Origin of the sequence: Duganella alba, assembly GCF_009674495.1 — a bacterium.
Lineage (GTDB): Bacteria > Pseudomonadota > Gammaproteobacteria > Burkholderiales > Burkholderiaceae_D > Rugamonas > Rugamonas alba.
Genome location: NZ_WKJN01000017.1, coordinates 108575 through 120822, shown reverse-complemented (window position 1 = coordinate 120822; position 12248 = coordinate 108575). Strand labels below are relative to the sequence as shown.

9 protein-coding genes are annotated in these 12248 nt (G+C 65.5%); 3 read left to right on the top strand and 6 right to left on the bottom strand.

The features are described 5' to 3' along the window. Positions 1-418 (bottom strand): bacteriohemerythrin (locus GJ695_RS17700; protein WP_154367007.1); only part of this gene is annotated, 418 nt, incomplete at its 3' end. Positions 419-595: 177 nt separating this feature from the next. On the opposite strand from GJ695_RS17700, the gene GJ695_RS17695 reads away from it, so the two are divergent. Then, a complete protein-coding gene (locus GJ695_RS17695; protein WP_154367005.1) occupies positions 596-3274 on the top strand; it encodes a bifunctional acetate--CoA ligase family protein/GNAT family N-acetyltransferase in 2679 nt (892 codons plus the stop codon). Positions 3275-3407: 133 nt separating this feature from the next. Here GJ695_RS17695 and GJ695_RS17690 read toward each other — a convergent pair whose 3' ends face one another. From GJ695_RS17690 to GJ695_RS17675, 4 genes are read right to left on the bottom strand one after another with little or no spacing between them, the layout of a single operon-like run. Next, a complete protein-coding gene (locus tag GJ695_RS17690; RefSeq protein WP_229260276.1) occupies positions 3408-5402 on the bottom strand; it encodes an LTA synthase family protein in 1995 nt (664 codons plus the stop codon). Beyond that, positions 5399-6232, bottom strand: a complete 834-nt coding sequence (locus GJ695_RS17685; RefSeq protein WP_154367003.1) for a hypothetical protein — start codon at positions 6230-6232, stop codon at positions 5399-5401. The genes GJ695_RS17690 and GJ695_RS17685 overlap by 4 nt, the downstream gene beginning before the upstream one ends. A gap of 32 nt (positions 6233-6264) precedes the next feature. Continuing rightward, complete coding sequence (locus GJ695_RS17680) at positions 6265-6960, bottom strand: hypothetical protein (RefSeq protein WP_154367001.1); 696 nt, start codon at positions 6958-6960, stop codon at positions 6265-6267. Then, positions 6957-8069 (bottom strand): sialidase family protein, encoded by a 1113-nt coding sequence (locus tag GJ695_RS17675; RefSeq protein ID WP_229260277.1) that lies wholly within the window; start codon positions 8067-8069, stop codon positions 6957-6959. Before GJ695_RS17675 ends, GJ695_RS17680 begins: the two co-directional genes overlap by 4 nt. A gap of 337 nt (positions 8070-8406) precedes the next feature. Between GJ695_RS17675 and GJ695_RS17670 the strand changes: the two genes are divergently transcribed. Beyond that, positions 8407-10629 carry a putative bifunctional diguanylate cyclase/phosphodiesterase gene (locus tag GJ695_RS17670; protein WP_154366997.1) on the top strand — a complete coding sequence of 741 codons (2223 nt, stop codon included), beginning with the start codon at positions 8407-8409 and terminating at the stop codon, positions 10627-10629. Beyond that, positions 10626-11306: a Fe2+-dependent dioxygenase gene (locus GJ695_RS17665; protein WP_154366995.1), complete on the top strand. Its 681-nt coding sequence runs from the start codon at positions 10626-10628 to the stop codon at positions 11304-11306. Before GJ695_RS17670 ends, GJ695_RS17665 begins: the two co-directional genes overlap by 4 nt. A gap of 7 nt (positions 11307-11313) precedes the next feature. Here GJ695_RS17665 and GJ695_RS17660 read toward each other — a convergent pair whose 3' ends face one another. Beyond that, positions 11314-12231 (bottom strand): substrate-binding domain-containing protein, encoded by a 918-nt coding sequence (locus tag GJ695_RS17660; protein ID WP_154366993.1) that lies wholly within the window; start codon positions 12229-12231, stop codon positions 11314-11316. Positions 12232-12248 lie beyond the last annotated feature (17 nt).

The window sequence follows — 12248 nt, the reverse complement described above, 5'->3', positions numbered from 1 at the left end:
CGCGGGCGGCAGGCACCGCCTGGCCGGCCGGCGTGCCGTGGGCGCGGCCGGCGATTTGCAGCGCGATCGCCAGTGCCGTGTCGGCCGTGGCCAGGTGCACCTGGAACCACGGCAGTATCATGGCCGCCACCTTGCGGCCGTTCTCGATATCGCCCGGCGCCAGGCCGTGCAGCGTGGCCAGCACGCGCGCGTGCTGCTCGCGGTGGCTGCGGGTGGCCGGATAGTCGATCGCCTCCATCAACTGCTCCTCCAGCCGGAAGTCGACTTCCAGGCATTCCACCAGCCCGGCCAGGTGCTCCTCGAACTGCTCGTCCGGCCCGTTCAGCAACAGGTTGATCTGCTCGGCCAGCGCCGCGTGGGCCTCGTCAAACAAGGGTATCCCCAGCACCATGTCCGCGCTCAAAGCGGTCGTTTCCATGACTCCTCCTGAATGGCATTGCGGTCCGCGAAGGCGGACCCGGCTCACGCCACTATGCCAAGCTGCTTGTCAGAAATCCATGATCCAGGTCAAGCCCTGGCGATTTGCCGTGCAGCAGCTAAAAATGCGGCCGCATGGCGTATAGTGTGGTCTGCCAGTCATTGCCGAGAAAGTATCATGGACCTGCATTACCTTAGCCCGCTGTTCGCGCCCAAATCCATCGTGGTGTTTGCCGGTCCGCCGGACCAGCCGGAGCGCCAGACCGCCTACGGCCGCAGCCTGTGCAAGCAGCTGCGCGATGGCGGCTACGACGGCGCCCTGACCTTCCTCGACGTCAGCATGACCGGCACCCTGGCCGACCTGGTGCAGTCGCGCGCCGACCTGGCGTTGATCGCGCTGCCGCACGAGGAACTGGCGTTCGCGCTGGAAGTGGCGGGCCGCATCCAGTGCAAATCGGCGCTGATCGTCTCGTCCAGCGTCACGCCGGAACTGGCGGCCGAGCTGCACGACATCGCCCGCAAGCACGACCTGTATCTGCTCGGCCCCAACAGCCTGGGCTTCCAGCGTCCGCGCCTGAAACTGAACGCCGGCGTGGCCGGCAAGCTGGCGCAAAGCGGCAGCCTGGCGGTGATCTCGCAGTCTGGCGCGCTGACCTCGGCGATTCTGGACTGGGCCGGCATCAACTCGGTGGGCCTGTCGGCGGTGGTGTCGCTGGGACCGAATACGGCGGTGGACCTGGCGCAGACACTGGACTTCCTGGCCACCGATCCGGCCACCGAAAGCATCGTCATCTACATGGAAGGCATCACCGACGCGCGCCGCTTCCTGTCGGCGCTGCGCGGCACGGCCAATACCAAGCCGGTGGTCATCATCAAATCCGGCAACGCGGCGGCGGCCTCGCGCGCGGCGGCCACCCACTCGGGCATGCTGATCGGCAGCGACGAAGTATTCGACGCGGCGTTGCGGCGTACCGGCGCGGTGCGCGTCAACACCTTTGTGCAGCTGTTCTCGGCGGCCAAGTGCCTGGCCTCGCGCTATCGTCCGGTGGGGCCGCGCCTGGCCGTCATCAGCAACGGCGGCGGTCCCGGCGTGCTGGCGGCCGACTGGCTGGGGCAACTGGGCCTGCAACTGGGCCGGCCTGGCGCCGCCGCCGCACAGGCGCTGGCGCCGCAGCTGCCGCAGCACGCCACCTTGACCGATCTGCTGGACCTGTCGGAGGAAGCCGGTCCCGAACACTACGCCGCCGCCATCCGCGCCTGCGCGCAGGATGTGCAGGTCGATGGCCTGCTGGTGATCTACTCGCCCAAGCTGGACGGCGATCCGCTGGCCGTGGCGCAAGCCGTGGCCGATGCGTCGAAAGGCCTGGGCAAGCCGCTGCTGGCCTGCTGGATGGGCGACGAACGCGTGGCGCCGGCCCGCAAGCTGATCGGCCAGGCCGGCCTGGCCAACTTCCGCACGCCGGAATCGGCGGTGGACGGCTTCGGCAACATCGCCGCGTTTTACCAGAACCAGCAGCTGTTGCAGCAAACGCCGCCGCCGTTGTCGCAGCTGGCCAAGCCGGATCTGGAAGGCGCGCGCCGACTGGTGGAGAGCGTGCTGGCCGAGCGCCGCAGCGTGCTGACCGAGATGGAATCGAAGGCGCTGCTGGCGGCTTTCCACATCCCGATCACGCCAACCATGCCGGCGCGCAGCGCGGCCGAGGCGCAACTGATCGCCGCGCAGCTGGGCTATCCGGTGGCGCTGAAAATCGATTCGCCGGATATTCCGCACAAGTCCGAGGTGCAGGGCGTGGTGCTGAATCTGGTCGACGCCGCCGCGCTGGGCGCGGCGTATGGCGACATGCTGGCCAATGTGCGCCGTCTGCAGCCGGAAGCGCGCATCAATGGCGTCACCGTGCAGCGCATGGCCGGCAAGCGCGATGGCCGCGAGCTGTATATCGGCGTCGCCAGCGATCCGCTGTTTGGGCCGGTGATCGGCTTTGGCGCCGGCGGCACCATGGTCGAGCTGCTGAACGATCGCGCGGTGGAACTGCCGCCGCTGAATCCGTTCCTGGCGCAGCGCCTGATTGACCGTGCGCGCGTGGCCGCAACCTTGGGCGAATGGCGCGGTGCGCCGGGTGTCGATCATCAGGCGATCGAGCATATCCTGCTGCGTGTGTCGGAAATGGTGTGCGAATTGCCGCAGTTGCGCGAGCTGGATATCAACCCGCTGATCGTCGACCAGTTCGGCGTGCTGGCGGTGGATGCGCGCGTGGTGGTGGGCGTGGCGCCGCCGTCGGCGCAGCGTTACGACCAGCTGGCGATCATGCCCTACCCGTCCAGCTATGCGCGCGAATGGCCGATGCGTGGTGGCGGGCAGTACACCTTGCGTCCGGTGCAGCCGACCGATGCGGAGATGCTGCAGTCGCTGGTGCGAGGCTTGTCGGATCAGTCGCGCTATAACCGCTTTGCTTCGTCGTTGCGGGAGCTGTCGGCGCAGATGCTGGCGCGGTATACCTTGATCGATTACGACCGCGAGATGGCGCTGGTGGCGGTGCTGACCAATCGCACGGCGGATGACGATGGCAGCTTCACCGAGACGGAGCAGATTATTGGCGTGTCGCGGTATATTGCCAACCCGGACCGCAGCAGCTGCGAGTTTTCGCTGCTGGTGGATGACAAGTTCAGTGGCCAGGGTTTGGGCACGCGGCTGATGCTGGAGATTATGGACGTGGCGCGCGACAAGGGGCTGAGCGAGACGGTCGGGCTGGTGCTGCGCAAGAACCGCGGGATGCTGCGGCTGATGGGCAGCCTGGGATTCCAGATCCGTCCTTATGAGGATGATCCGGAATTCCAGCTTTGCACCAAGCAGCTTTGACCCGCACTGCCAGGCGGGGTCTGACCCCGCTGGGGTCAGACCCCTAAGTGGTCAGGCGTGCGTCGAGGCTAAAGCGTGCGGGGGAGGCACCTAGCAGCCTGCGGCTGTTCGGCATGCATCGCCCCCGCCCCGACTAACGCGCAGGGGGAAGCTTGTAACGCTGCTCCCGATACAGAATCGACGGCAGCACCACATGCGACATGGCCTTGTCCACCAACGCCGCATCCGGCACACCACCCGTGGTCAACACCCCGGTCGCCGCATCATAATTCCCCAGCAACGGCGCCTGGCCCGGCCTTAAAATCGTCGCCGACGATCCTTCCAGCCACGCAAAGTAATTATCGAACTGAATCAGCGCCCGGCCCGGCGTATCGCTATCCCGCGCCAGGTCCCGGCCTATCATCGGATGCTCGCTCGACACGCCCATCAGCGACAACAAGGTCGGCGCCAGATCGATCTGGCTCGCAATCGTGGTGATCGTCTTCGGTTTCACGTCCGCGCCCAGGATCAGGCCCGGAATGTGGAACTTATTGATCGGCACCAGGCTGTCGCCGTACACGCGGTTATCATGGTCCGCCACGATCAGGAACACCGTATCCTTCCAGTAGTCCTGCTTCCTGGCCTCAGCAATGAAACGGCCCAGCGCATAATCGGCATACTTCACCGCGTTGTTGACGGTCTGCTTTTCCTTGTCATGCAAGGTGATGCGCCCATCCGGGAACTGGAACGGCTCATGATTCGACGACGAGAAAATCAGGCTGAAAAACGGCTTGCCGCTATCGTGCAAGGTCTTCAGGCGTTCCAGCGACTTGTTGAACAAGTCCTCATCCGACGCACCCCAGCTGCCCTCAAACACCGGATTCATATCGCGGCGATCCACCACCTTCTGGAAGCCGTTACCGGTGAAGAAGCCGCGCATATTGTCGAAGTGCGCCTCGCCGCCATACACGAATTCCGTGTGATAGCCCTGCTTGCCCAAGCCGGCCGCCAGCGTGTAGAAATTCTGCTGCGACAGCGACAGCTTGACCACGCTGCGCGCCGGCGTCGGCGGATAGCCCGCCACCACGGCCTCGATGCCGCGCACCGAACGGGTGCCGGTTGCGTACAGCTGCTCGAACCACCAGCCATCCTGCTTCAGTTTTTCCAGCTCCGGCGTCACCGGCAGACCGCCCAGCGATTGCACGAAGGTCGCGCCCAGGCTTTCTTCCAGCACGATCACCAGGTTCAGCGGACGCTCGCGCTTCATCACCGCTTCCTGCTTGTGCAGCGTCGGCAGATCGGCCGACGTGAATCGCAGGTCGCGCAACCACGGCGCGCTCTTCACCGTCGGGAGCACTTTCTCGCGCGGGTATTTGCCGTAGATTTCGGACGAATTGGCCTCGTGGCTCATGGCGCTGTAGGCATCCAGCACCGACCACGGCGAATTGATGATCAGCGAATTGACCATGGCGTCGCCGGTCAAGGCGAACATCGACGGATTGGCCGGACGGTGCGCCATGGTCGAACGGATCTGGAACGCCACCAGCAGCACCAGCAAAGGCCACAGCAACAGCAGCGGCAACGGACGCCAGGTGGTGATGTCCACCGAGGCAGCTTTCAGCAGCTTGTAGATCGTTGTCCCCAGCAGCACCGTGAATACAATGCCCAGCACCAGCGCGATACGGAAGCCATGCCACAGCGTGGCGATCACCTCGGTCGGATACGACAGGTATTCGATGAACAGGCGGTTCGGGCGGATGTCGAACTGCATGATGAACTGCGGCGTCGACAGTTCCATGAAGATGATGAGCACCAGCGCCACCGTGCCCCAGATCACATTGAACGTCTTCCACACGCGCAGCGTCTTCTGATACGCCAGCAACGGCGCCAGCACCACCGGCAGGACAATCAGGTAGCCCAGCAGGATGAGGTCGGCGCGCACGCCCTGCACCAGCATCTCACCCGGGATGCCGGTGGCCGAGACGCGCGTCCACTGCCAGGCCATCAGCCCGGCGCGCGACAGCGAAAAGATCAGCAGTCCAAGCAGCAGCAATTGCATCACGCCGGCGAACGGGCCGGCCCACAGCGTCAGCCGCGCCAGCCAGGCCGCGCAGCGCGTCAGCCGGCTTTCAGGACGATAAAACATCATTCAGCACCGAAGCCTGGGTGGGAGGCGATGTAGGCGCCGGCACCGGCGCCGGCGCTCAGCATCCAGCCGATCAGCAGCATGAAGAACAGCACCATGCAGAACAGCGTGGCGATGTTGCGGGCGTCGCGCGATGGCGCGAACACCGGTTTCTTGTCGTAACCGACGCCGAAGAAGTACGCGGCCACCACGGTGGTCAGGTAATGCACGGCGCCGAAGACTTCACCCAGTTCGCCCTTGCGTGGATGGTCCACCACCACGTTCGACAGGATCACCAGGCCGACGTAGATCAGCGAGGCCGACACCGGCGGCAGGTACAGGCCGAATTTCTCGACGAAGGTGCGGATGGCCGGACGCTTGCGCGCCAGCAGCGGCAGGAAGATGGTGTGGGTCAGGCCGACGATGACGATCACCTTCAGCAGCACTGCCTTGTGCAGGCTGCTCTTGCCCAGCGCCAGGTTGTGCAGGTTGGTTTCACCCTGGCGGTTATTCTGCAGGAAGAAGTCCGGCGGGATGATGTGCAGCACGCGCTGGAACCAGCTGACTTCTTCCAGCGCCGCCAGGCCCACCAGCGCCGACAGGAACACGAAGGCCGCCAGTTGCAGGTTGATCTTCGGCTCGCGCTGCCACTGCTCCACCGCCAGGAAGGCCAGCAGGCCGGACAACAGGACAAAGCACAGGAACTGCATCCATTCGACGATGCCGTCTTCCACCAGCAGGCGCCACATGGCGTCATGGTCGTGCGAGAAGGCCAGCGCCAGTCCCATCACGAAGAGATTCAGGAAGACCCCGACCGCGATCACCGGATGGACATACCACTTCTGTTCTGCCATGTACTACTCCCAGTTTTGAAATTATGTTTATATTAAAGTTGCTCAACACCACTGCCCGGCACCGACACCGGCACCAGCTCCGCCGCAGGCGATCTGGCAGGACGCGCGCGGTAGTAACGCCGCGCGGCCACGATCACCGAACCGACCGCCCAGGCCCACAGCAGCGGGTCGAGCAGCGCATCCCACAGATTCCCGGTCGGCAGGCGCAGCAGCGAAAACAGCAGCACACTGGCCAGCAAGGCCGCGCCGCCGCTGACGGCCCAGCGCAGGGTGAACGCCGCCGCACCGGCCAGCGCGGCGGCGCCGGCCAGCAGCGCCGCCGCGTCGGCATCGAAGCCGCGATAATACAGGCCCAGCGCCAGCACGCCGAAAGCGTCGAGGTACAGCACCGCGCCGACCAGCGTCAATGCCAGCGCAAACGCCGGATGCAGCAGGAAGTCAACCGGCTTTTCCGTCCAGCGCGCGCACAGCGCCACCAGGCTGTAGCCCGCCAGCAGGCCGCTCGGATACTGGAAGATCAGCGTCAGCCAGTAGGCCGGCGAGGCTTCGCCCGGCAGCGCCATGACGGCGGCGATGGTGACGGCGACGATCGCTTTCGAGCGCCGCGCCAGTTGCGGGAAAATCCGCGGCAACATCGTCGGCAGCACCGACAGCAGCATGGCGGCCGCAATCAGGCCCCAGGCGATGCGGGCATAGATGATCTGTAGTGCGAGATCGGGCAGGCTCATAGAAGCTCCTTTCCCTCGGTGATTTTCAAACGGTGGTGGGCGATGGCGCGCCGCTGGTAGGTATACGTGATGTGCAGCTCGTCGCCGACCTGGAACATGGCCGGGTAGGAGAACTCGTCGCGCGGCTGGCCGCTGACGATATCGGTCACGTGTTCCCAGTGGCGGCCGTCGCTCGACATCGACAGCGCCAGCGTGCTGCGCGCGGTGGCCTTCGAGGTGCCCTGGTTGCCCAGCATCAGCAAGGTGCCGTTATGCAGGCGCAGCACGGCCAGCGAGGTGCCGAGATTGCGGATCGTGGTCGGGCCCAGGTCGTCCCAGCTTTCGCCGCCGTCATGGCTGACGGCCTGCTGCACCACCGAGCCTTCTTTATTGGCGTCGCGCATCCAGGCGCGCACTTCGGTGGGCGACACCTGCACCAGCGTCGGCTGCAGCGAACGGGTGCGCGCGCCGATGCGCGTCAGGCGCTGCGGATCGCCGTGGGCGTCGAACGACACCAGCATTGGATATTTGTGGCCGATTTCGAAATACACCGGCAGCCACCAGCCGCCGTCCGCCAGTCCGACCGGCGTCGCCCGCACCAGCACGCTGGTATTGAACACCGGCGACATCGGCAGCACGCGGCGCACCTTGAAGGTCGCGCCCTCGTCGTTCGATTGCAGCTGCACCACGCGCGAGGCGGCCCAGCCGCCCATGCCGGTGGCCACCACATACAGGTGAACGCTGCCGTCCAGGGCGGTCCAGGCGACGGGATTGCCGATGCGGCGCACGCCATGGCCCAGCGCCTTGCCGAGCGACTCGCGGCTGGCCACGACCCAGTTGTCGCTCCATTGGCCGTTGCGCCAGCGCGAGGCGTACACCTTGACGTCCGGCCCGCTCTCGCGGCTGCCGGCCCACCAGAACGAAATCAGGTCGCCATGCGGCAGCCGCGCCAGGGCGCTGGCGTGCGCCGAGGGCACGCCTTTCGGCATCGGAATGATGGCGCGGGAAAGTTCAGTGAGGGTGATGGCGGGCGGCGCCTGCACGGCGGCGGCATCCGGCTGGGCGTGATGTTGCGCCGAGCGCGACCAGCGCCAGCCTTCGGCGGCCGCCACGGTGGCGACAACCATCATACATATGAGCACTGCCAGTTTGCCTGGCCGCTGCCCAAGTGGGCGTGAAACTCCCATTCCGTCTCCAGAGATCGGGACATGAAGGAAGCGTTGGCGTGATTCCCTTGCCCAAAAATTAACAACTTCGCCAGCAGCAAGGCTTGTGGCCGTCCTGCTTATGGAAGAAGTCGGTATCCTACAGGAAAATGTAGCGTTTATGTAAACGAGACCGATTCTTAGAATCCTCCGGCGCTCCGCAAAACTTGATCTGTGGCATTTTTATTTGACAAGGCGCAGCTTAGACTGGGCGTTGTGCGCGGCGCGCCCCCGCGCGCCGGCCCAGCCACAGGAAGCCCGCATGCTCGCAGACCCCAGCGAATTGGACCGAATCGCCACCAACATGATGCCCGCCGATGCCGAAATCCAGCAGCGCCTGCTGTTTCTGGAGGTCACGGCGGAAGACATCAGGCTGTTACGCCAGATCCATCCGCTGCTGCAACCGCGCCTGCCGGAAGTCATCGCCGCCTTCTATCGCCACTTGCAAACCATGCCGGTGCTGCGCATCCTGCTCAAGGACAAATCGGTGCTGGACCGCCTGCATCAGCTACAGGGCATTTATTTCGAGACGCTGACCGCCGGCGACTACGGCCCCGGCTACGTGCGCCACCGGCTGCGCGTGGGCCTGGCGCACCAGCGCATCGGCCTGGCGCCGGAGTGGTACATCGGCGCCTACCGCAAATACCTGGCCGACCTGGGACCGCTGCTGCAGGAACTGCTGCAGGACCGTCCAGCACAATTCCTGCCCACCTATAACGCGCTGATGAAGGTGGCCAGCTTCGACATGGGCCTGGCGCTCGACACCTACATCAAGGCCAGCCGCCAGCAGCTGCGCGAAAGCGAGGCGCGCTTCCGTGGCGCCTTCGGCCAGGCGGCGGTCGGCCTGGCCCAGCTGTCGGCCGACGGCCGCTGGCTGCGCGCCAACCGCAAGCTGCTCGACATCGTCGGCTACACCGAGGAAGAACTGCGCGGCATGCACGTCTCCGACCTGGTGACGCCGGAAGACTGGCAGATCGACGCCCCGCTGCTGCGCGCGCTGGCCGAGGGCGAGCTGGAAACCTCGTCGCGCGAAAAACGCTATCTGTGCAAGGACGGCCGCCGCATCTGGGTCAAGGCCACCGTCACCGCCATGCAGCCGGACGGCAGCCACGCCTCGCTGGTGGCGGTGGTGGAAGACATCTCGCAGCGCAAGCAGTACGAGGAAGAGCTGATGCACCTGGCGCGCCACGACGCGCTGACCGGCCTCGCCAACCGCACCCTGCTGCTGGACCGGGTGTCGCAGGCCATCGCGCAGGCGCGCCGCAGCGGCAACCAGGTGGCCATGCTGTTCCTTGACCTGGACCGCTTCAAGACCATCAACGACAGCCTGGGGCACGACGCCGGCGACCGCGTGGTGGTCGAAGTCGGCCGGCGCCTGAAACAGGCGGTGCGCGACGCCGACACCGTGGCGCGCTTCGGCGGCGACGAATTCGTGGTGCTGCTGCCCGAGCTGCCGACCGAAGACATCGCCGCCGCGCTGGCGCAGAAAATCCTCAACGCCCTGTTCGAACCGATGCTGATCCACGGCCACGAGTTGGCACCGGCGTGCAGCGTCGGCATCAGCCTGTATCCGCGCGACGGCGCCGACGGCAAGATCCTGCTGAAGAACGCCGACGCCGCGCTTTACCAGGCCAAGGCCATGGGGCGCGGCAACTACCAGTTCTATTCCGAGGAAATGAACGCCCGCACGCTGGACCGGCTGACGCTGGAAAGCGGCCTGCGTCACGCGGTCGAACGCGGCGAGCTGCAACTCAAGTACCAGCCGCAGATCGACCTTGCCAGCGGCGACATCATCGGCGCCGAGGCGCTGCTGCGCTGGCATCCGGCCGGCCAGCACCTGATCATGCCGGACGCCTTCATCAGCATCGCCGAGGAAACCGGCCTGATTGTGCCGATCGGCGAATGGGTGCTGCGCACCGCCTGCGCGCAGCAGGTGGCGTGGCGGCGCGCCGGCCTGCCCGATCTGCGGGTCGCGGTCAACCTGTCGGCACGCCAGTTCCGCCAGCCGGGATTGGATGCGATGGTGGCGCGCGTGCTGGCCGACACCGGCTGCCCGCCCGGCCGGCTGGAACTGGAGATCACCGAATCGGTGCTGATGGACCGTCCCGACGCCGCCGCCCAGACCCTGCAGCGTCTCAGCGACATGGGCGTGCAGCTGGCCATCGACGATTTCGGCACCGGCTATTCCAGCCTGTCCTACCTGAAGCGGTTCCCGATCAACGCGCTGAAGATCGACCGTTCCTTCGTGCGCGACATCGCGGTCCACAGCGCCGCCGACAACGACGACGGCGCCATCGCCTCCGCCGTGATCGCGCTGGCGCACAGCATGGGCCTGACCGTGGTGGCCGAGGGCGTCGAGACGCCGCGTCAGCACGACTTCCTGCGCGAACTGCATTGCGACCAGGCGCAGGGCTTTTATTTCAGCGAGCCGATGTCCGCGCTGGCGCTGGAACACCTGTTTATCAAAGGAGAAGCAAGCAAATGATGCTACATATTCCCGCCGTTCTGACGCCAGAACAAGTCACCTTCATGCGCCAGCGGCTGCGCGACGCCGAATGGATCGACGGCCGCGCCACGGTCGGCACGCAGGGCGCGCAAGTGAAGAACAACCACCAGCTGGAGGAATATTCGCCGCTGGCGCAGGAACTGGGCCAGATCGTGCTGGATGCGCTGGCGCGCAATCCGCTGTTCTTCTCGGCCGCGCTGCCGCTGCGCACCTGCCCGCCGATGTTCAACAGCTATTCGGGCGGCGGCACCTACGGCAACCACGTCGATGGCTCGATGCGCCGCGTGAAGACCAGCGGCCAATGGCTGCGCACCGACGTTTCGTCCACCCTGTTCCTGACCGATCCGGACGAATACGAAGGCGGTGAACTGGTGGTGGAAGACACCTACGGCACCCACGAAGTCAAGCTGCCGGCCGGCGACATGATCGTCTATCCGTCGACCAGCATCCACCGGGTGGAGCCGGTCACGCGCGGCGCCCGCATCTGCTCCTTCTTCTGGACCCAGAGCATGATCCGCGACGACATGAAGCGCTGCCTGCTGCTGGACCTCGACCGCAACATCCAGGCCCTGCGCGCCAGCGTCGGCGATTGCGATGAACTGGTCAACATCACCGGCATCTACCACAATCTGCTGCGCCAGTGGAGCGAGGCCTGACAGCCGGCTACGGCACGTAGGAGTCCATATTGTTTTTGGTGAGGTAGAAGGCGTTCACCATCACACGCCGCCGGGCCGGCAGCCTGTTGTTCAGCGCCGCGACGGCCATCTCGACGGCCTGATAGCCGATCGCATGCGCCGCCTGCACGATCAGGCCTGCCACAGTGCCGTTTTGCAGCCCATCGAGCAGCTGGTCGGTGACGTCGAAGCCGATGTAGGCCACCTGTCCGGCGATGCGCTGTTCGCGCAGCGCCGACAGCACGCCCATGCTGCTGACCTCATTCGGCGCAAACACCCCCTGGAACTGGCCCTTGTGCGACGCCATGGCGGCCGACGCCCTGGCATAGGCTTCGCCGAACACGCCGCCGACATGGCCGCCCTCGATCACCTGCAGGCCTTTGCGGGTCGCCGCTTCGACAAATCCATTCTCGCGCTGGTCGGTGGTCTGCCAGCCGCGCCGCATGCGCATCAGCAGCACCGCGCCCTTGCCATTGAGGTTCCTGGCCATGGCCTCGCCGGCCAGTTGGCCGGCCTTGTAGTTGTCCGTGCCGACGCTGCCGGCCGCGGCCTGTTCGCCCAGGCTGCGATCGACATAGATGACCGGGATGCCGTTCTTTGCCATCTCCCGCACCTCGCGGCCGATATCGGACGAACCGGGCGAAATGACAACCGCCTTGCAGCCGCGCTGCTTGACCATTTCCAGCACGGTGCTCTGGATGGCGGCCAGGTTCTCTTCATGCGGCCCGCGAAAATAGACTTCGTAGCCAAGCACCTTGCCGGCCTCCGCCGCGCCGCTGTGGACGCCGCGCCAGAAGCTGTCGCCACCACCACTGGGAATGAAACCGATACATTTATCAGCATGCGCATTCGCTGCGGCTATCAACAAGCAAGCCATACGCAGCAAGGAGAAGAATGGTTTTGTCATCCCTCATCCTGATACGT

Bases quoted from the DNA above. Each gene is read 5' to 3' on its own strand.
- GJ695_RS17695 (WP_154367005.1), top strand. From the start codon at position 596: ATGGACCTGCATTACCTTAGCCCGCTGTTCGCGCCCAAATCCATCGTG.
- GJ695_RS17690 (WP_229260276.1), bottom strand. From the start codon at position 5,402: ATGATGTTTTATCGTCCTGAAAGCCGGCTGACGCGCTGCGCGGCCTGG.
- GJ695_RS17685 (WP_154367003.1), bottom strand. From the start codon at position 6,232: ATGGCAGAACAGAAGTGGTATGTCCATCCGGTGATCGCGGTCGGGGTC.
- GJ695_RS17680 (WP_154367001.1), bottom strand. From the start codon at position 6,960: ATGAGCCTGCCCGATCTCGCACTACAGATCATCTATGCCCGCATCGCC.
- GJ695_RS17675 (WP_229260277.1), bottom strand. From the start codon at position 8,069: ATGATGGTTGTCGCCACCGTGGCGGCCGCCGAAGGCTGGCGCTGGTCG.
- GJ695_RS17670 (WP_154366997.1), top strand. From the start codon at position 8,407: ATGCTCGCAGACCCCAGCGAATTGGACCGAATCGCCACCAACATGATG.
- GJ695_RS17665 (WP_154366995.1), top strand. From the start codon at position 10,626: ATGATGCTACATATTCCCGCCGTTCTGACGCCAGAACAAGTCACCTTC.
- GJ695_RS17660 (WP_154366993.1), bottom strand. From the start codon at position 12,231: ATGACAAAACCATTCTTCTCCTTGCTGCGTATGGCTTGCTTGTTGATA.